This window comes from Brucella sp. GW823-FHT04E01 (assembly GCF_058796175.1).
The window spans coordinates 639,830-659,077 of record NZ_JBXAIK010000003.1 but is presented as its reverse complement, the minus strand read 5'-3'; the positions used below and the strand labels follow the sequence as shown (position 1 = coordinate 659,077).

Below are 19,248 nucleotides of genomic sequence, written 5' to 3'. Positions count from 1 at the left end.
AGCTCAAGCGACGCTGTGCAGTTCGGTGCAGACCTTGTTGCGGCCCAGATGCTTGGCACGATAGAGCGCCGCATCTGCCCTGCGGAAGACCGTTTGGAAATCTTCGTTACCCGGCATGCAGAAAGCGATGCCTGCGCTGGTCGTCGTTGAGAAATCTCCAGCCGAAGCCTCGAACACGATCGCCGAAAAGGCTTTCCGGATCGTGTCGGCCAAGGCAAGAACATCGCTATTATGTTTCTGCCTCAGGATCAGAACAAATTCCTCACCGCCGATGCGGGAAATGAGAGCCTGACCTTTGACATGATTACGCAGAACGCCGGAGAACGTGTACAGCACTTCATCCCCGACGATGTGGCCATGCGTATCATTGATGGATTTAAAAGCATCAAGGTCGAAGATCACGACTGAATCCCCGAGCTGCAGTTCATTATCGTCCAGCACGTCATAAAGCGCGCGCCGGTTCAGCAATCCGGTCAGGCTGTCGGTGCGCGCCTCGTTGGCATGACGACGCGCAATGCGCGACTGGGTGAAATTCAGCGACAGCGCGCCAATGCCCGTAATGCCTATGATTGCGGTGATGGCATTGATATCTTCAGCCCAATTGCTTGGGATCGTAGTCATGACCCACTGTTGTTGATGCAGGATGACAGCGCCGCACAGAAAGAATGAAATCGCTGTCAGGGCATAAAGAACGATCATGCCAATGACCGGAACCGGCGCTTCCCGATAGACATGGAAATATTCTTTCGCCGTCAGCAGGAGCAACAGGGCCGAAGTCAGGTTGAAGATCGCTGTGCCAGTGCCCGTCTGTCCGGCCAGAATGGGCAGCGTCGTAGCGCATATTACAGCAATCGCCAGCACGACCAGAAAGCTCCGTTGTATCGGACGTCCGGAAATCTGCCGTGACCCGACAATCAGGAAGATGAAACCGACGCTCTCCAAACCGAAGGCGACAATGGAGGCCGTAGCCAGCGGCAAAGGCCCCGCATAGTAAAGTACTGCCCCCGTGCCGAGCAGGATCATGCCAAGGCAACCCCAGAGCAGAAATTTGTCACGCGAGTTCTGATACCAGACGCTGAGAATCGTCAGCCCTACTGCCAGAGAGCAGATACCTGTCGCAAAAAACAAAGTGTTCTGGTCGAGTCCCAAAGCTGCACTTCCCCCGCTGCATAGCCAAGTGTAGTTCAGCTCTTGATAATAAGCGATAAGCAATATGTTTAAATCGATCAACCATCGGTCGACATGATGCCATATCTATACAGAACAGATGAGCTATGGTTAATAATCGCCATACATGGCTTTGGTAAAAGAGGTCGAGATGTTGAAAATTGCATTGCTGGCAGGCAGCCTGACACTTCTTGCAGCACCATCGTCTTTCGCCGACGAACAGACAATCGAAGGTGTGGGCCTCGGCAGGGAAATCACCTGCACCTCCGGCGATGTCGGGATTTACGGTGCGGAAAATAACGTCAAGCTCAAGGGAGAATGCGGCCATGTCACCATACATGGCGTTTCTCATACTGTGACTTTCGAAAACGCCCGGAAGCTTTCGGTATCCGGCACGGACAACACGGTTTCGGGTGGAGCAACGCAAAATCTGATCGTTGAAGTGTCGAACAATCAGGTAACCGCCACCTTGAAGAAAGGAACAGATCCTTCAATTCTGGAGGTTTCCGGCGCGGAGAATATCGTCAATGTGAAGGTCGATGGACCTTCGCAGTTCGATGTCAGCGGCGCGAACCATCAGGTGACCTGGTCGCTTGCAGGCGGTTCCGCCGAACCGACGATCTCGATCTCCGGCGCCGATAACGATGTAACCAAGGCTGAATGAAAATGATCTGCGCGGCACCGTGATCTGGCGCCGCGCAGATTATCGATTTCAGGCTGCCAGCGAAGCCATATCGATGACGAAGCGGTAGCGCACGTCGCTCTTCAGAACGCGTTCATAGGCTTCGTTGATCTCCTGAATGTTGATCTTCTCGATTTCCGAAACGATGTTGTGCTGGCCGCAGAAGTCCAGCATTTCCTGCGTTTCCTTGATCGACCCGATCATCGATCCTGCAAGCGACTTGCGGCCGGGAATAAGCGAGAACGCATGCACCGGCACCATGTCTTCGGGAACGCCAACGACAACCATCGTTCCGTTTACCTTGAGCAGGCCAAGATAGGCATTCCAGTCGATGGCGACGCCAACCGTGCAGATGATGAGATCGAACGATCCCGCCAGCTTTTCGAAAGTGGTCGCGTCGCTAGTCGCATAATATTCATGAGCGCCGAGCTTGAGGCCATCTTCCTTCTTGGAAAGTGACTGGCTTAGAACCGTAACATGCGCGCCCATGGCATTGGCGAGCTTGACGCCCATGTGTCCGAGTCCACCCATGCCGACGATCGCCACACGCTTGCCGGGACCTGCATTCCAGTGACGCAGCGGCGAATAGAGGGTGATGCCTGCACAGAGCAACGGTGCTGCCGCATCAAGCGGAAGATTGTCAGGCATGGAAAGGACATAGCCTTCCTTGACGACGATATGGTCGGAATATCCGCCCTGCGTCCGCGCCTTTCCTTCGGTGTCGAAGGTGTTGTAGGTCTGGATGAGGCCCGGAAGATAATGCTCATTGTCGACATCCCGGCTGGCGCAGCCAACACAGGAGTCCACGAAGCAGCCGACGCCGACCTTGTCGCCGACCTTGAACTTGGTAACCGCATCACCGACGGCGGTGACGACACCTGCGATTTCGTGCCCCGGAACGATGGGATAAACTGCGTTCTTCCATTCATTGCGGACGGTATGGATGTCGGAATGGCAAACGCCGCAATACTGGATCGAGATGACCACGTCATCTGCATTGGGCTCGCGCCGTTCAAAAATGAACGGAACCAACGGCTCATCTGCATCCGTAGCAGCGTAACCTCTTGCTATGGCCATGATAGACTCCATTTATTGGATTGGGGAAGCAGGCAGAATATGCCGGAAGCAAGGGCAGAAGCGGTAGACCGATCCTGCAAGCTTCTTGCACGATCCTGCAAAACTGCCTGCTTCGCGATTGCCGATGCATGCCTGCCTGATCAATAATTGCTGTATTCTATCTCATCTGAAGCGGATCACCTATGACGTCACTGAACGACACCTACGAGGAACTTGCCGCGCTGGCGGAGCGTTTCACCGCACAGGACGGCGAATACCGAACACCGATCGAAGGTCTGGGGATCAGCAGGCGGACGACGCCAAGCATACCGTGCCACAGCAGCTATCGGCCCTGTCTCGCCATGGTGTTGCAGGGCGCGAAATCCCTGCGTCTCGGCTCCGAGACGATCAATTATACCAAGGGCGAATATCTGGTGACGTCGCTGGACCTGCCCGTCACATGGCGGGTGGTCGAAGCTAGCCCGGAAGCACCACATCTGTGTCTGGCGCTTGCCATCGACAGCGAAAAGCTCACCGACCTGATCGGGCGCGCCGACGTTCGCAGGCACGTGATGGCAGATGGCGATCAATGGGGCATTACCGTCAATGCAGCGCCTGCTGGACTGCTGGATGCGGCTCTGCGCCTGCTGCGCCTACTTGACAATCCCGAGGATATTCCGGTGATGGCGCCCCTGATCGAACAGGAAATCCTTTATCGCCTTCTGACTGGTCCCGGCGGCGAGCGTTTGATCAACATCGCAACCGCCGACAGTCAGGCCAACCGGATAGCACGGGCTATCGGGTGGCTTCGGCAGAACTTCGCAGCGCCATTGCGGATTGAACAGCTTGCCGAACACGTCAATATGAGCGCGTCGTCATTTCATCATCACTTCAAGGCGATTACGGCAATGACGCCGGTTCAGTATCAAAAGCAACTGCGTCTGAACGAGGCACGCAGGCTGATGCTGGTCGAGCGTCTGGATGCTGGTACGGCTGGCCATCGCGTAGGCTATCAAAGCCCGTCACAGTTCAGTCGCGAATATAGCCGCTTCTATGGAAACCCGCCGATGCGCGATATCGAAGCGGCTTAGATAGCAGAACGGCGGAACTTTCGTTCCGCCGTTCTATTGTTAGTGCCCCTGGCTGTTGCGGACAGCCGCGACATCTGTCGCCTTTACCGGTCCTGCGCTGTTACCCCATGCCGAGCGGACGAATGTTGCCAGTTCGGCGACTTCATCATCCGACAGGCGGTCGGCATAACCCTGCATCACCAGACGCATCGGACGCTTCGCCGTGGACGGAACCTCTGCGCCATGCAGGATGATCGAGATCAGCGGTTTCGTCTCCGAACCTGTCACAAGATCATTACCGGCAAGCTCAGGAAAGATTTCCGGCGCGCCCTTGCCCGTCACGAAGTGGCAGGCGGCGCAGTTATCGATGTAGAGACGTGCGCCCAGAGGCATATCCGGAGAAGCTTCCGTCAGCATCTTTGTCGTTGCTTCACCGGCCGCATCGGCCGGAGCCGCTGGCAGCGCCATCGACGCCTTAGAAGCGAAGCTCTGCGGCACTTCGACAGCCGCACCGTCGATCCCCTTCAGGAAAGCGGCCATCGCCAGATTGTCTGCATCAGTGAGATGCTGCAGCGAATGTTCGACAGCGAGGCCCATTTCGCCATTGGCCGTTGAATGGGAATTGCGGCCTGTTGCGAGATAGGTTGCCAGTTCCTCGATGGACCATTTCTGTGGAGCGGAATTGGCGCCGCGTAGAGACGGAGCGTTCCAGCCATCGACGACACCGCCGATGAGGAAGTCCTTGTCACCGACCTGCGTGCCGCTCTGCGCCATCAGCGTATTGCGTGGGCTGTGGCAGGCAGCACAGTGTGCCGGTCCTTCGACCAGATACTGTCCGCGATCCTCTGCTTCCGACTTGCCGGCGGCCTTGAAGGCCGCTTCCTGACCGAGAGCAAGCCAGTTCCAGGCGCGAATGCCGAAACGCATGTTGAACGGGAAGCCGAGCTTGGTTTCCTGAACGACATTGTTCACCGGCTCCACCTGATGCATGAAATAATCATACAGAGCGCGGACATCTTCTTCCGTCAGCTTGCGATAGTTCTCATATGGCATTGCTGGATAAAGATGCGAGCCGTCGGCACGAATGCCGTCATAGAGAGCGGCGCGAAACTGATCGAGTGTCCAGTTTCCAATGCCGGTTTCCTTATCCGGAGTGATGTTGGTCGTCCAGATCGTACCCATCGGGCTTGCAATCGGGCGGCCACCGGCAAAGGGCTTGCCGCCTTCCGCCGTATGGCAGGCCATGCAGTCAGAGGCATACATGACATATTGGCCCTGCCCTTCGGCAGGCTTCCAGTCTGCGGCCAGTTCCTTGGTCGGTTTAGTCAGTTGTACCGGCACGAAGATGAAGGCCAGCAGCGCGACAATACCGATGACGACCAGAGCGCCGATTATGCGAAGAAAAGTTTTCATCACCATTCTCCTCAGATCAGCGGACGCGGATTGGACAGATATTGCGTGCGGATCGCATGCGCAGTCGAATAGGCAAGCCCGCCGAGCAGGCCTGTCGGATTGTACTGCGTGTTCTGCACGAAATTGCCCGCGCCGGTCATGAACACATTGTGCTTGTCCCATGCCTGCGAATAGCGGTTGACCACGCCCTCACGCGGGTTTTCCGACATGCTATGGCCACCCGTATTGTGCGTCGTCTGATAGGGACGCACGTCATATTGCGCGCCTTCCTTCTTGAAGGACGACTGCATCAGGTCCGGGTTCATCGTTTTGGCCAGTTCTTCCATCTTGGTCTTCATGTACTGGGTCATCCGGATATCATTCGGATTCCAGTTGAAGGTCATGCGCATGAGCGGGCGACCGTGACGATCCTTGTAGGTTGGGTCCAGATCGAGATGGTTAGTCCTGTAAGCCATATGCGAGCCATGGCTGCCGATGGACATGGCATGGCCGTACCATTCGGCAATGGCCTTCTTCCATGCACCGCCCCAGCCCGGCGTACCGGACGGCAGTGGCATACTGCGGATCGGCTGGCCGTTGGTCTGGCCTGCGCGCCAGTACGAACCGCCGATGAAGCCTTCTCGTCCGAAATCGATCTGGTTGACACCGAAATCGTCGATGCACATGCCGTTCGCGCCGGTGCCGATGAACGGATTGAACTCTTCATCCTTGAAGAAGAGCGTCACGCCGCCATTCATCTGATAGGCATAATTACGACCGGTCACACCTTCGCCCGTTGCCGGATCGTATGGCTGGCCGATGCCGGAAAGCAGCGCCAGATGCACGTTGTTGAGCGAGAAGGACGCAAGAATAACGATATCGGCGGGCTGGAACACTTCCTCCTGCGTCGCCTCGTCGAAATAGGTCACGCCCGTAGCCGTCTTGCCGTCTGGCGCCATCTCGACACGCAGAACTTCCGACTCCGTGCGATAGGAGAAGTTCGGCATGCGTTTCAGTGCATCGAGAATTGCTGTCTGAGGCGAAGACTTGGAATACTGGTAGCAGCCGAAGCGCTCGCAGAAACCGCAATGGTTGCACGGCCCCATCTGCATGCCATATTCATTGACATAGGCCGTCGACGCGATGCCGCCGGGCGACGGGAAGGGATGATACCCCATGCCCTGCGCGGCATCGGCAAACTTCCGGCCGTCCCAGGTCGTGTGCATCGGTGGCATGGGGTAGTCGTTTGAGCGCCATCCCTCGAACGGATTACCGCCCTCGACGGTCTTGCCCTTGAGATTGCCAGCCTTCCCGGAAATACCGGCAATACGCTCGAAACGGTCGAAGAACGGTTCCAGCTCGTCGTAATGGATCGGATAATCGCCCAGAAGCATGTCTTCCGGAATGATCTGTTCGCCCCAGCGTTCCTGCACATAGGAGCGCAGGCGCAGCTCTTCCGGCTGCGGACGCCAGTTCAGGCCGTTCCAGTGCGTGCCCGCTCCGCCAACGCCGTTACCAGGCAGAAACGAACCAAAACTGCGATACGGCAATGCAACTTCATTCTCGTTGCGTCGGATCGTGACCGTCTGCTGGCTGGCGCGCTGCATCAACTTCAGACGCACGCCATATTTCAGCTCATCGATCATGTTGGGATATTTGAAATCGGGGACCGTGTTCTGGTCATGCCCGCGCTCAAGCGCAACGATTTCAAGCCCTTCCTGAGCCAGTTCCATGGCCAGAATAGCGCCGGTCCAGCCGAGGCCGACGACGACCACGTCTTTTTTCTTTTCCTGACGTGCCATTGTTAAGCCCTCTCGCCCTTGATCGAAACTGGGCCTAACGGGTAGCGAACATTGTAGCGTTCGACCCATTCCTTGTAGCTGCCGCGCGCGCCGGGGAAGCCGATAAAGCTCCAGGCCTGCATGCCGTGATTGCCGCCATACATCGGATCGGCGAAATAGCCTTCCTTGGTGTTCTGCAACAGGACTGTGAAGAAGTCGCGCAGTTCAGGCTGCAAGCCGACCTCCCCCTTCTGCAGCGAGGTCAGCGCCGCATCTTGCTGTTCCGCCGTCAAGGCCGAGAACGCAGCGCCATGCTTCTGCTCGCACCACGCATTGAAGGCAGGAATACCCTGCCTGTAAATCTGCGCAGGGTTGAGCGGCGTCTGCCAGCCGCGCGTCGGATCGGCGGACGCATCGTGGGGGCCAACCATGTACCAGTCATCCGCGCGACCGTAATCACCGGCAAGCTGAAGATCGATGAAGACAGGAACACGGGCTTCGATAGCGCCAGGACCATCGCCTTCGGACGGGATCAGTCTTGCCGTTGCGGCGAGAATGAAAGCCCATTCGACTTCATTGAAATATTGACGTTCATATTCTTCGAGTGGAACCGGGGGAGTTTGTGGTTCCGCTTTGGCTGAGACAGCGAGCCCTGAAAGCATCACGCTTGCCGCGGAGGCTTTCAGAAAACTGCGACGACTCGGATATCCGGGAAGGTCGGTCATTGTCGTTTCCTGCCGATTAGGTGGGTAAGACTTTTGGAGGTGTTTCCGAGAAAATTCCACGATACGCAGATGAGAAACATACACTCTGGATACACAAGCCTTCAGAATTGTTCAAACAACTTGTACCCTAGTTGTGCATAACCAACCTGCGTTCGCTATAAGACTAGAGCCTTAGCGCAATCCGAAAAGGCCCGGAGAACGACGAAAATCCGGTTGAATGACGCCGAGGCGCGGGCAGTTTTCACAATCACGTGAAGACAATCCCTGCCCGCCACATATTGCCCGGTCTTGCAGTCACGATCACCCGTCAAAGCTGAATTGGGTTCGACTGACCGGAACCGGCAGCGGCTTTTCACGTTGAAAGCGATGGCCGGAAGTGGCCATTATGGTGCTGTCGCGGTTTGCACGCGACTGGAGTGAAACGAAGGGAGGTCAGAAAAATGAAGGCACGCACAGCGACTGTCGGTGATCTTGAAAGCGTTTTTCACGACCTTTCGAGGCGTATGGCGATCGAATATATCGCCGCCGGCAAGGATACCAAAGCCGCCTATGACAACCTGATGATGAACCTGCGGGAAGGCCGTGCACATGCTTTGCTGCAGGACGGCAAGGTGGTTGCTATCATCGCCTGGCATGAGGGGGATGGCGCCACCGATACGCTTTTTGCGGCGAAGGAAGAATTTTTCAACCGAAATACCGTGCGTTTCTGCAAGCAGCATATCCGGCAGATTCAGGCTTTGGCCGGTGACCTGCCAATCCATTCACGAAGCTGGCTCGACCGATCCGACATCGTAAAATGGTTCAAGATCATTGGTTACCAAGAAAAAGGAACCGACAATGGTGCCCGCCTCTTCGAACTGCCTGCCCGCCGTGATGGCATAGTGGCAGCATGACACCTCGCCACCGGAGCAATTTCCGGTGGCGTCTCTATCCCACGCCTGTTTGAAGCAACAACCGAATTCTGTTTTTCGTTTTCTGTGAATACAAAGTAAAATCAAAGACATAAAATAATTACTAGAGCCAATTGCGAGTCTCGCATGAGTTGCGGGGAAAGATCGTTTCTTTCAAGCCTTTAACGCATTCCTGACGATTAGCCGTTATTTGGAAAGATGACTGCCATTCGGGGGAAATCATGGCTTGGAAATTCATGCTTGCAAGTGCCGTTCTTGCTGTAACTCGAACGATGCCGAGGGGTTTCGCTGCGCCCACGGGACCGGCTGTGGTCTCCGATAATGCAATGGAAATGGAACTGAAACCCGCACCGATCAATCCTGACTGGGTGCTGGACGGCACTCCGCATGCGCGCTCCAGCGAGCAATCGGTAAGCCGGGACCGAGCCGCCTATACGGCCATCTGGGATTGCACCGCAGGCACTTTCCGCTGGTATTTCGGCTGGGATGAAACCGTCTATATTCTGGAAGGTGAAGTGCACGTCACCGACGCGGACGGCGGCACACGCACCTTGCGGGCTGGCGACGTTGCCTATTTCCGGGGCGGCACATGGGCAACCTGGAAAATCGACAATTATCTGCGCAAGGTCGCCTTCATGCGGCGCACTTTGCCTGCACCCGCTTCGTTCATCTATCGCGCCAGCGACGCGGTGAAACGGCGGCTGGGACGCCGCAAGAGCGGCGCGCTGAACTGATTACCGGTTTGTGATCGGGATGGGCGCCGCATCCGCGCCCATTACGTTGACGAACAGTCCGATATTTCAGTATAAATCAATGACGGTTTTCGCCGTACATGATGGGAATGGGGTTCTCCCGAAACTGCCAGCAATTGGCTGATGACTCCTGCTTGAATTGAAACAGGAGAAGAGTGCGTCGCAAGACCTCTCGAAGTGAGATATTCTATCGAATTTCCAGACGTCACCGACTAATCTCTATCCATTATTGAAATGGACACAGAACAATGCAAGCAACCCTCATGGTAGCGCTCGGTGGAGCGATCGGAAGTGTCGCGCGGTACTGGCTGGCCCTCTTGATGCTGCCGATAAGCCGCGAACTTCCCTGGGGCACCATCGTCATCAATATTGTCGGCTCTTTTGCAATCTCGTTCTTCGGTGCACTGACACTGGAGCAAGGCCGTTTTCCCATACCGGAAATCTGGCGCCTCGCCTTCATGGTCGGCGTGTGCGGTGGCTTCACCACTTTCTCGTCTTTCAGCCTGCAAACGATGGATCTTCTGCGCGCTGGACAACCCGGCAAAGCCCTGTTCAATATCGGTTTTTCGGTTGTGCTTTGCCTGATCGCCGTGTGGCTCGGGCTGCTTGCCGCAGAACGCTTCAATGGTGGTATCGAACAGGTTGCGCAGAATGTAATCGAAGAAGAAGCATCATAAGCTTCACATACGATTGCAACAGCAACGGCTGGTGTTGACGCGTGCCGTCCGGCAGTGGGCGCGCAACGCGCTCTAAATATTTGTTTTAACGCGCATCTTATCCGAAAACCGTTTCACACTTTTCGGGATGCGCTCTAATGGACGCACGTGTGAAACTGCCCCGGCTTTCAGACCCACGGCTCATATGAAAACACCCTCCATTTGCTATATTATGCAAATAAAAGATGGAGATATATTGACTTTTATGGCTGTCGTTTACCTAGAACGAATCAATTACTGGCCATAAATTAAGTTTTGTGATATGTTTTACCTATATTATATTTTAGGATTTATAAATATGGGACTTGATACATTCTCTGTTCTTCAATCTCTTGCATTGTTTGCAGTCGTGATAGTGATAATGTTCATGATATTTATCGGCATAAATACCAATGGAACATTGTGATTTAATCACGATCTGCTTCACTGGAACGTATCTGGAAAAATGTGAAACAATTTCCGGAACAGGAGGTACTTAAAAAGACAGAAAACATTCGTAGTAATTCGGGAGATATCTGCGAGGCGACCTCTCAACGCTTTCCGTCACCAAATTTCTCGGCTGCGAAATCCAGGAAGCTTCTGAGCTTGGGTGTCATCTGTCGATCTGATGCATAAAGCGCATGCAGGGAGCGCGATGGGGGTTCGTATTCAGGGAGAAGCCGGATCAGCTTTCCTGACGATATCTCATCGGCAACCAGTTCATACGGTTGAAAGAGGATGCCCATACCAGAAAGTGCTGCAGCACGCAGTGCTTCACCGCTGTTGGCACAGAAGCGGCCCGTGATTGAAATAGTCACCTCACCTTCCGGCCCAATGAATGACCAATGGGTGCGGAGCGATGAATGCGTGAAGATCAGGCATTCATGTTCGACCAGATCTTGTGGTGTCTTCAGGCTGCTTGCAGAATCCATATAGGCAGGCGCAGCACATAGAATAAGGCGATAGGGCGCAAGACGCTTGGCAATAAGGCTGCTGTCGGGGAGATCGCCAGCGCGAAAAATCACGTCAAACCCCTCCTCCACCAGATCGACATTTCTGTTCGTAAGATTGAGGTCTACCGACACCTCGGGATGCCGCCTGAGATATTCCGAAAGTTCGGGCGCAAGCGCGTGGCTTCCAAAAGTCACCGGAGCGCTGATGCGAAGCCTTCCCCTTGGTTCAGACCTTGTCTCCGCCATCAATGCTTCGGCAAGGTCCATTTCCGCCAGAATGTTCTTCGCGCGCTCGTAGAACACTTGCCCGCTGTCAGTAAGGCTTTGCCGACGCGTCGTCCTTGTCAGCAGTCTTACGCCCAGTCCGAGCTCCAAGGCACGTATCTGCTTGCCGGCAAGCTGTGACGACATCTCCAACTCGTGTGCCGCCGACGAGATGGACCCGGATTCGACTGCCTTTACGAAGACTCTCATGCCAGTCAACCGATCCATTACAAACAATCCATTTCCATTATTGAAAAATATGAACCATTTTATCCTCATTGTTTCATAACTACAATATGCACGAAGCTGCCATTATCCCGCGATCAACCGGGACAACACCATTTAGAAGGAAAGGCACAAAGCCATGCAACCCATCTCTGATACAACAAGCACCGCGACCCGTCCCAGCGCACAGCAACCAACTGTAGTCCTCGTGCATGGAGCATGGGCCGATGGATCGACGTGGAGCCGACTGATCTCCCTGCTGCAGGAAAAAGGTGTGAATGTCGTAGCCGTACAGAACCCGTTGACCTCCCTGGAGGACGACATCGCGACCACCCGGCGCGCGCTTGAAAGACTGCAAGGCCCTGTTGTGCTGGTCGGCTGGTCATATGGTGGAGCCGTGATTACCGAAGCCGGCCAGAACGACAATGTGAAAGCACTTGTTTATGTGGCGGCCTTCGCGCTTTCCGAAGGTATGTCGGTCAACCAGACGGCCAAGGACTATCCGCCTCCTTCCGGTTTTAACCACGTCCAAGCCGACAAGGATGGCTTCCTGACATTGACATTGGAAGGTGTGCAGCAGCATCTTGCTCAGGACATTGCACCTGAACAAACCAAGGTGATATTCGCCACACAGCACCCAACCCACGCCAGTAGTTTCGATGGCAAGGTGTCCGTGGTTGCGTGGACGACGAAACCGTCCTGGTATGTGGTGAGTGAACAGGATCGCATGATCCAACCAGATCTCCAGACAGCAATGGCGCAGAAAATCTCCGCAAAGGTGACTACTCTGCCAGCCGGGCACGCACCGCACATTTCCCAACCGTCGGAAGTCGCAGAAGTTATTCTTGAGGCGATTGCCCACGTTACCCAGTGAAGAGAAGTTCGCTTCCGAACAGGCCGCCACCACACGAAGCCTGCCCCCAAACCGGGGCGGGCTTTTTGCGTCTTACCAGAAATGTTGATGGAAGCAGGCTCTGGACCGTGCAGCTTGCACCGAAGCACCCATGCTCGCAACCGGAGTAACGCGATCGGCTTCGGTTTGCAAACGACAGGCGGCGGCTAGTGCCAGTGTTTTGATTTTATATCGAAATGGCGGAGGGGGTGGGATTCGAACCCACGGTACGATCTCTCGCACGCCGGTTTTCAAGACCGGTGCCTTAAACCGCTCGGCCACCCCTCCAGGCAATTGTTTTATCTATGCTTTTCACAAGTCTGGAAAAACAGCAAATCACAGCAAGCTATCGATTTGCGCCCAATTGCTTAGCGAGTGACTTCTTAGCAGCTTTTCTTGCGGCGTCAACGTGCACTGTTTCATTTGCCAGCATTCTGAACAACACGGAACGAAACCAGCATCCGATCACGATCAAAAGAGTTCGATCCAGCCTTCAGCAATACAACTTTCAGTGTGGCCACCATGGTCAGTTTCTGAAAACGCGCTAACTTCTCTCACGCAGCCTCAATTGCAGATTGCCGTTCCGGCATCATTCAACACGGAGGATTCCCCATGCAGCACAAAATCCAGGAGAATATGGAAGTCATCGGCGCCGATGGCGTACATGTCGGCACGGTCGATCGCATCGAAGATAACCGCATCAAGCTGAAGAAAACCGATAATTCCGGTATGCACAGCGACCATCATCACTATATCGAACTCGGCTTTGTTGCCGACGTCGAGGGCGACAAGGTGAGATTGTCGGCTAATGCAGATATTGCAGTAACCTTGGAAGAGGAAGCATCCGGCCGCCCTGTCGATCTTTGAAGCAAAGCGCAAAGCCCCTCATAACACGGGGCCAATGGCAGCCGTGTTATGAGACAAACTCCCCTCACCTGCTTCCCATTCTCGGTCCTGGCGCATTGTTGCAGATCGAGACTTCGATCTGTTAGAAACTGAATGCCAAAACGCCGCAAGGAAGCAACCAGACTTGTCCTTTGCCACATTGCGGCTTAAACTTGAGTTTAATAATCAAAATAAGAAAAAGGGAAGCTATGAGTCTGGATTCCGTTAAGGCTTTTTTTGCGGCCAAAGCGCCTGAAATCGAAGTGATTGAACTGCCGACGAGCACCGCCACCGTTGTTCTCGCCGCCGAAGCACATGGCGTGGAACCGGGACAGATCGCCAAGACGCTTTCTTTTTCCGCCAAAGACCAGACCATTCTTATTGTCACCCGTGGCGATGCGCGTATCGATAATCGCAAGTTCAAGGATCAGTTCGGAACCAAGCCTCGTATGCTTGATGCCGAGACCGTTCTTGCCGAAACCAGCCATCCGGTCGGAGGCGTGTGTCCGTTCGGTCTGCCGAGCGCCCTGCCCGTTTACTGCGATGTATCGCTGAAGAATTTCGAGGAAGTCGTGCCCGCTGCCGGAGCGACCAACAGTGCCGTGCGCATCGCTCCGCACAAAATGGCTGAGCTGGTCAGCGCCGAATGGATAGACGTTTGCCAGTAGGTCAGAATGGGCTTTTGCAGCGGGTCTGGGAGGAACTCGCGGTTATTTGATACCGGTAACAACTTTTCCCCTTTAAAGGTGAGAAAAGACTTCATATATTTTAAGAATGATTCTAAAGTGGGTTAAGAAACAGATATCCGCTTTAGCGCATGATCCGATCGAGCCTTGAACCTTTCCGGATCGCAAATGCGACAAGACCAGAATTTTGGAGCAGTTCCGAAACAGGGATAAACCGCTTTCGGTTTGGAATTGCGAACTCAAGGATTGGAGCATCGCGTCCTCGGCATCGAGGTTGCAGTTGTTCCGAGACGTGTTGAAAGGAACAGTGATGCGTCTTACCCGCCAGACGAATTATGCCGTTCGTATGCTCATGTATTGTGCTGCCAATGACGGCAAGCTCAGCCGCATTCCGGAAATCGCACGCGCCTACGGCGTTTCTGAGCTGTTTTTGTTCAAGATTCTTCAGCCGCTCGTTGAACATGGGCTGGTGGAAACTGTGCGTGGCCGCAATGGCGGCGTGCGCCTCGGACGTGCAGCACAGGACATTTCGCTGTTCGATGTTGTGCGTGTGACCGAAGAAAACTTCGCCATGGCGGAGTGCTTCGAGAACGATGCCACCGAATGCCCACTGGTCGACAGTTGCGCACTCAATTCAGCGCTGCGCGAGGCACTCAATGCATTCTTCGCCGTGCTGATGAAGTACAGCATCGCAGACCTCGTCAAGGCGCGCCCGAACGTGCGACACCTGCTTGGTCTCGATGAAATGGAAGAAGAGCGCGTAGCGAGCTGATAATTCAGCGCGAAGTTTGAAATGAAAAGGTCCGGCTTTACGCCGGACCTTTTTTATTCTGCGGCTGCGCGATAGGCAGACTGGGGCAATACAAAAGGCACCCCCTTTTCCGGCGGGACACCCACCCGCAACGTGCATTCATAAACACGTTCGAGCCGCTCGTCGGTCAGTGCTTCGCGCGGTGTGCCCATCACATCAAGCTTGCCTCTGTTCATGACCGCAATACGGTCGGCGAACATGGCAGTCAGGTTGAGATCATGCAGGATAGCAATCACCCCGCCGCCCGCTGCCGCGAAATCTCTTGCAATCTCCATCACCACAATCTGGTGACGTATATCGAGACTTGAAATCGGCTCATCCAGAAAAAGATAGCGCGCCTCACCATCCACAACCGGTTTCCAGACCTGACAAAGAACACGGGCAAGCTGCACGCGCTGCTGTTCTCCGCCGGAAAGTTCCTGATAAAGCCGACCGCCGAAGCCAGCGAGATCAACCCTTTGCAAAGCGAGATCGGGCAAGCGCTTTTCTTCTTCGCGAGAAACGCCACTATAGCCGCCGGTGAGCCCGATCTTCACGATCTCGCGGACCGTGAAGGGAAACGACAAGGCGCTTGCCTGTGGAAGTACCGCCCGCCGCGCCGCCATCTGCCACGGCTTGATTTCAGCGAAGGAGCGACCGTCCAGATAGGCTGTTCCCGTGTAAGCGACGTCACCGGCAAGCGCACGCAACAGCGTAGTTTTGCCTGAGCCGTTCGGCCCGACGATTGCGGTCACCTCGCCCGGATTAGCGGAGAAGGCAATGTCGCTGATGATGGTCTTGCCTGACAGGCTTACGCCCAATGCTTTTGTTTCAATCATGATACCCTCACAGATCGAGCAGGCCGCGCTGGCGCAGCAATATCCAGAGGAAGAACGGCGCGCCAAAAAGTGCGGTGATGATGCCAATCGGCAATTCTGCCGGGGCCACAATCGTCCGACTTACCGCATCCGCCAGAAGCAGAAGCGTAGCGCCGAGCAGCGCTGACGCTGGCAGGAGATAGCGATGGTCCGGACCAATGCTGAGGCGCAGCATATGCGGCACCACAATGCCGACAAAGCCGATCCCGCCAGCAACGGCGACAGTCGCGCCGGTAGCTGCCGCTACGGTAACGATAGCGATGTTTTTGATGCGTTGCACCTGAATGCCGAGATGACCGGCTGCAGCCTCGCCCAACGCCAGTGCGTTGAGACCACGCGCAAGCAAAGGTGAAACCACTAGAATGATGGCGATGATTGGTCCCGCAGCGCCAATCTTGGCCCAGGTGGAACCTGCAAGCGAACCAAGCCCCCAGAATGTCAGGTCGCGCAACTGTCGATCATCAGCCAGATAGATGAGCGCGCCGGTTGCAGCGCCCGCCAGGGCGCCAAGTGCAATACCTGCGAGCAGCATGGTTGCAACAGACGTGCGGCCCCGACGCGTCGCGACACGATAGAGCAGCAAGGTACTGGCAAGCCCGCCCAGAAATGCAGCCAGAGGCAAGGCATAAACGCCAAGGATCGCAATAACGGGAGCAAGAAAAGTGCCGCCCAGAACAATCATCGATACCGCGCCAAGTCCTGCCCCGGCAGACACCCCGACGAGACCCGGATCGGCCAGCGGATTGCGGAAAAGGCCCTGCATCACGGCACCGGAAACCGCCAACCCCGCCCCTATCAGCATACCCATGACAATACGCGGCAGGCGAATCTCCATGATGATCAGGTGATCGCGACGGAATGCATCCGCGCCTTCGGCTGCGCCGGAGGAGGTCAGAGCGCGCAGAACCGAAAGCACGGACGCATCCGAAGCGCCTGCTGTCAGGCTGAACAACGCCGCGATGCATAAAGCAACGGCGAGCAATATGATGGTGAACCGTGCACGTGCGGCACGGTCTCCCGTGATGTCACCTTCTGAGGTGGTGACTTCATTTTCTGATTGACGCGCTGCAAAGCGCTGTTCGCGCGCTACGCGACCTTGGCTGGTCATTTCGAATAATCCTTACAATCAGACTTGCGTGCTCTTCAATCCCGCAAGTCTGATTATGTTATTGCGCTGCAGAGGCGCCATAGAGTTTTGCTGACAGGTCCCGAATGGCAGAACCAGTTCGAGGCCCAAATCCCAACAGATACGACGCTTCCATCGAAACGACATTCTTGTTACGCCCTGCCGGTGTTGCAGCAATAATGGGATTCTTCAACAGCGATTCCGGCGTCATCCCGTCCGCTCCCGTATCCATCATCAGGATCATATCGGGCGCGGCCTTCTCGACGGCTTCGTCGGTCAGCTGCTTATATCCGTGAAATTCGGTGATGACGTTTTCACCACCGGCAAGCTCAATCATGCCGTCGGCCGCAGTGCCTGTGCCCGAAGCCATCATGCGCCCGCCGGGCGCCGACAGAACGAAAAGTACACGCTTGCGCAAACTGTGGCCAGCTGCGGCCTTCTCAGCCGCTGAGATATCGCGTGAGACTTCGCTCGCAAGCGCCCTGGCCTTCTCCTCCAGACCGAGAGCCTCGCCCACGATCTCGATTTTCCTGACGACGCTTTCGCCGGTATAGGTTTCCGGCACAACGATCATTGGCACAGACGCTTTCTTCAAAACATCGAGCGTATCCTGTGGGCCGCTGCCTTCAAGGAGCAAAATGCCGGTCGGATTGACCGAGAGCACACCTTCTGGTGCAAGCTGACGCATATATCCGATATCCGGCAGCTTCTTTACCGCGTCGGGATAGGCGCTTGTCTGGTCGCGCGCGGCGAGCATCTTTTCTGCGCCAAGAGCGTAGACGATTTCCGTCAGCGAGCCGCCGACGGAAACGATGCGCGACGTATCGCCGAAATGGTCGACGGCTTCTGCGCGTGCAGCACCACCAGCTGCCAGCGACAAAGCGATGGCAGCCAGAGCAGCTCCGCGCCTGAAGCGCAAGGAAATGAACGACATTGCCGTCACCTTATGCAGCGGAAGACTGTGGCAGACGCGGAAGATTTTCCGCGATCATGCGCCAGTCGGCCAGTTCGGCTTCGCCTTCATGACGCTCACCAAAGAACTGAACAATCAGTTCGCCATTGGCATCATAGGCCTCCAGCGACGTCACATGCCCGTCCTTCGTCGGCTTGCGCACAACCCAGACGTCAGCGATGTGATCGATGCGCAGATGCATATGGAACGTCGGGTCCAGCACGTTCAGCCACGGGCCCATCATCTTGATTTCATGGATTGGGCCAGTGTGAATCTGGATGCAGCCACGGCTTCCGACAAAGCACATGATGGGCAGCTTTTCCTGCACCGCATGGTTCATCATGGCCTCGACCGATGACGTATCGACACGCCAGGCGAAATCATGACCGGCAAGATGCACGGCCTGATGGCGGTCCACACCGAAATCCTTCAACAGGCCAACGAACTGGTGCACATCGGTGAGTGCGCCCCAGCGTTCGCGGAATGCGTCGATATCGAGAAGCGATACGTCTGCCTTCGGTCCCTTTGTTGCAAGCGCGCTGGTCTCAACAGCTGGCGACTGATCGTCCAGCAGCAAATCGGCGACAAGAGCCTCATAGGCTTCAATGTTCGAAGCTGGGCGCAGATGAATCTTGAAAACCGCCTCGCCCGTGGCATCGAAAAATTGCAGGCTGCGACGCGTTGCTTCGCCATCCTGCTTGGCAACGGCAAAACCGTGAACCCAATGCTTCGGGAAAATACGAAGGTCGATTTCCTTGCCGAGCGCCAGCGAAGCATGTTGGCCCCAGATCGTCTTTTCAAAAGGCCCGATCTTTTCATGAACGACGCTCTCATTACGCGTCAGCACCATGATTTCGCCGACAGCAGCAATGCGGTTCAACAGCGTTTCGACATCGGCGCGAATACGCCGCGCCGAAATGGGGGCTGCTATATCCTGTCCGCAATGTGCTGCTACAAAATCGGCTTCTGATACACCGAGGCTCTGCGCAAAATCACGTTCGCGCATTTTCGGATTATCAGCCCGTGCCTTGAGAATCTGCTCTGGGGAGGGCTTGGAATGGGTCGTCATCTGATGGTTGCCTACTTGTTTAGGATGAGCTTGCCTTGGCGGGTGATCTTGAGACGATAGAGCGAACCGCCGTGCTCTATGCCCACTTCCCGGGAGCCGTCGAAGAGTTCGCGGCTGCCATAGGTTTTCAATTGCGGCTCAAGACCGCCTTCGCCGAAGCGAGGTTTCGCCTGAGCTGGGACAGACCCGGTTGAATCGCTGCGGAGCTGGCTTTCAGGAATGCGATTTGCGGCTCGTTCGGAAACGGGTCCGCGTGGTAACCGCACCTGCATGTCGATATGGATTCGCCTGTTCATT

Annotated in this window: 20 protein-coding genes, 1 tRNA gene and 1 riboswitch; of the genes, 9 read left to right on the top strand and 12 right to left on the bottom strand. The window is 55.4% G+C overall.

Translation table 11 applies throughout. The features are described 5' to 3' along the window. Nucleotides 1–3: 3 nt before the first annotated feature. A complete protein-coding gene (locus AC1RHM_RS13505) occupies nucleotides 4–1,149 on the bottom strand; it encodes a GGDEF domain-containing protein (protein ID WP_010658801.1) in 1,146 nt (381 codons plus the stop codon). A 169-nt stretch (nucleotides 1,150–1,318) separates the two neighbouring features. Between AC1RHM_RS13505 and AC1RHM_RS13500 the strand changes: the two genes are divergently transcribed. Continuing rightward, a complete protein-coding gene (locus AC1RHM_RS13500) occupies nucleotides 1,319–1,831 on the top strand; it encodes a DUF3060 domain-containing protein (RefSeq protein WP_010658802.1) in 513 nt (170 codons plus the stop codon). 48 nt (nucleotides 1,832–1,879) lie between these two features. Here AC1RHM_RS13500 and AC1RHM_RS13495 read toward each other — a convergent pair whose 3' ends face one another. Further along, the gene (locus AC1RHM_RS13495) at nucleotides 1,880–2,926 is read right to left on the bottom strand and encodes an NAD(P)-dependent alcohol dehydrogenase (protein ID WP_010658803.1); all 1,047 of its coding nucleotides are present in this window, start codon (nucleotides 2,924–2,926) and stop codon (nucleotides 1,880–1,882) included. Nucleotides 2,927–3,108: 182 nt separating this feature from the next. On the opposite strand from AC1RHM_RS13495, the gene AC1RHM_RS13490 reads away from it, so the two are divergent. Then, on the top strand, nucleotides 3,109–3,996 hold the full coding sequence (locus AC1RHM_RS13490) for an AraC family transcriptional regulator (RefSeq protein ID WP_010658804.1): 888 nt from the start codon (nucleotides 3,109–3,111) through the stop codon (nucleotides 3,994–3,996). A 39-nt stretch (nucleotides 3,997–4,035) separates the two neighbouring features. Here AC1RHM_RS13490 and AC1RHM_RS13485 read toward each other — a convergent pair whose 3' ends face one another. The 3 genes from AC1RHM_RS13485 to AC1RHM_RS13475 are packed head-to-tail and all read right to left on the bottom strand — an operon-like array spanning nucleotide 4,036 to nucleotide 7,873. Then, on the bottom strand, nucleotides 4,036–5,388 hold the full coding sequence (locus AC1RHM_RS13485) for a cytochrome c (protein WP_010658805.1): 1,353 nt from the start codon (nucleotides 5,386–5,388) through the stop codon (nucleotides 4,036–4,038). 11 nt (nucleotides 5,389–5,399) lie between these two features. Continuing rightward, complete coding sequence (locus AC1RHM_RS13480) at nucleotides 5,400–7,169, bottom strand: GMC family oxidoreductase (protein ID WP_010658806.1); 1,770 nt, start codon at nucleotides 7,167–7,169, stop codon at nucleotides 5,400–5,402. A 2-nt stretch (nucleotides 7,170–7,171) separates the two neighbouring features. After that, complete coding sequence (locus AC1RHM_RS13475) at nucleotides 7,172–7,873, bottom strand: gluconate 2-dehydrogenase subunit 3 family protein (protein ID WP_010658807.1); 702 nt, start codon at nucleotides 7,871–7,873, stop codon at nucleotides 7,172–7,174. 440 nt (nucleotides 7,874–8,313) lie between these two features. Here AC1RHM_RS13475 and AC1RHM_RS13470 point away from each other — a divergent pair, with 440 nt between their 5' ends. The 3 genes from AC1RHM_RS13470 to crcB all read left to right on the top strand — a co-directional run bounded on the left by AC1RHM_RS13470 (nucleotide 8,314) and on the right by crcB (nucleotide 10,213). Further along, nucleotides 8,314–8,766, top strand: a complete 453-nt coding sequence (locus AC1RHM_RS13470; protein WP_010658808.1) for a hypothetical protein — start codon at nucleotides 8,314–8,316, stop codon at nucleotides 8,764–8,766. A gap of 239 nt (nucleotides 8,767–9,005) precedes the next feature. Beyond that, the gene (locus AC1RHM_RS13465) at nucleotides 9,006–9,518 is read left to right on the top strand and encodes a cupin domain-containing protein (RefSeq protein WP_010658809.1); all 513 of its coding nucleotides are present in this window, start codon (nucleotides 9,006–9,008) and stop codon (nucleotides 9,516–9,518) included. A 94-nt stretch (nucleotides 9,519–9,612) separates the two neighbouring features. Then, a riboswitch (Fluoride riboswitch) is annotated at nucleotides 9,613–9,676 on the top strand. 108 nt (nucleotides 9,677–9,784) lie between these two features. Further along, a complete protein-coding gene (gene crcB, locus AC1RHM_RS13460; RefSeq protein ID WP_010658810.1) occupies nucleotides 9,785–10,213 on the top strand; it encodes a fluoride efflux transporter CrcB in 429 nt (142 codons plus the stop codon). A 569-nt stretch (nucleotides 10,214–10,782) separates the two neighbouring features. Here the strand turns inward: crcB and AC1RHM_RS13455 are convergent. Continuing rightward, nucleotides 10,783–11,676 carry a LysR family transcriptional regulator gene (locus AC1RHM_RS13455; protein WP_010658811.1) on the bottom strand — a complete coding sequence of 298 codons (894 nt, stop codon included), beginning with the start codon at nucleotides 11,674–11,676 and terminating at the stop codon, nucleotides 10,783–10,785. 136 nt (nucleotides 11,677–11,812) lie between these two features. Here AC1RHM_RS13455 and AC1RHM_RS13450 point away from each other — a divergent pair, with 136 nt between their 5' ends. Beyond that, nucleotides 11,813–12,547 carry an alpha/beta fold hydrolase gene (locus AC1RHM_RS13450; RefSeq protein ID WP_029375953.1) on the top strand — a complete coding sequence of 245 codons (735 nt, stop codon included), beginning with the start codon at nucleotides 11,813–11,815 and terminating at the stop codon, nucleotides 12,545–12,547. A gap of 216 nt (nucleotides 12,548–12,763) precedes the next feature. Here the strand turns inward: AC1RHM_RS13450 and AC1RHM_RS13445 are convergent. Beyond that, a tRNA-Ser gene (locus AC1RHM_RS13445) sits at nucleotides 12,764–12,853 on the bottom strand. Nucleotides 12,854–13,177: 324 nt separating this feature from the next. On the opposite strand from AC1RHM_RS13445, the gene AC1RHM_RS13440 reads away from it, so the two are divergent. From AC1RHM_RS13440 to rirA, 3 genes are all read left to right on the top strand, one after another. Further along, the gene (locus AC1RHM_RS13440; protein ID WP_010658813.1) at nucleotides 13,178–13,432 is read left to right on the top strand and encodes a DUF2171 domain-containing protein; all 255 of its coding nucleotides are present in this window, start codon (nucleotides 13,178–13,180) and stop codon (nucleotides 13,430–13,432) included. A 227-nt stretch (nucleotides 13,433–13,659) separates the two neighbouring features. Beyond that, on the top strand, nucleotides 13,660–14,118 hold the full coding sequence (locus tag AC1RHM_RS13435) for a YbaK/EbsC family protein (protein ID WP_010658814.1): 459 nt from the start codon (nucleotides 13,660–13,662) through the stop codon (nucleotides 14,116–14,118). Nucleotides 14,119–14,446: 328 nt separating this feature from the next. Beyond that, the gene (gene rirA / locus AC1RHM_RS13430; RefSeq protein ID WP_010658815.1) at nucleotides 14,447–14,908 is read left to right on the top strand and encodes an iron-responsive transcriptional regulator RirA; all 462 of its coding nucleotides are present in this window, start codon (nucleotides 14,447–14,449) and stop codon (nucleotides 14,906–14,908) included. 53 nt (nucleotides 14,909–14,961) lie between these two features. On the opposite strand, the gene AC1RHM_RS13425 is transcribed toward rirA, so the two are convergent. From AC1RHM_RS13425 to hemP, 5 genes are read right to left on the bottom strand one after another with little or no spacing between them, the layout of a single operon-like run. Then, nucleotides 14,962–15,765, bottom strand: a complete 804-nt coding sequence (locus AC1RHM_RS13425) for a heme ABC transporter ATP-binding protein (protein WP_010658816.1) — start codon at nucleotides 15,763–15,765, stop codon at nucleotides 14,962–14,964. A 7-nt stretch (nucleotides 15,766–15,772) separates the two neighbouring features. Beyond that, nucleotides 15,773–16,912, bottom strand: coding sequence for a FecCD family ABC transporter permease (locus AC1RHM_RS13420; protein ID WP_010658817.1), 1,140 nt, complete (start codon nucleotides 16,910–16,912; stop codon nucleotides 15,773–15,775). A 58-nt stretch (nucleotides 16,913–16,970) separates the two neighbouring features. Continuing rightward, nucleotides 16,971–17,864, bottom strand: coding sequence for a heme/hemin ABC transporter substrate-binding protein (locus AC1RHM_RS13415; RefSeq protein ID WP_010658818.1), 894 nt, complete (start codon nucleotides 17,862–17,864; stop codon nucleotides 16,971–16,973). Between the two features lie 10 nt (nucleotides 17,865–17,874). Further along, nucleotides 17,875–18,951 (bottom strand): hemin-degrading factor, encoded by a 1,077-nt coding sequence (locus AC1RHM_RS13410; protein WP_029375955.1) that lies wholly within the window; start codon nucleotides 18,949–18,951, stop codon nucleotides 17,875–17,877. A gap of 11 nt (nucleotides 18,952–18,962) precedes the next feature. Continuing rightward, nucleotides 18,963–19,172 (bottom strand): hemin uptake protein HemP, encoded by a 210-nt coding sequence (gene hemP, locus AC1RHM_RS13405; RefSeq protein ID WP_371264656.1) that lies wholly within the window; start codon nucleotides 19,170–19,172, stop codon nucleotides 18,963–18,965. Between the last annotated feature and the right edge of the window lie 76 nt (nucleotides 19,173–19,248).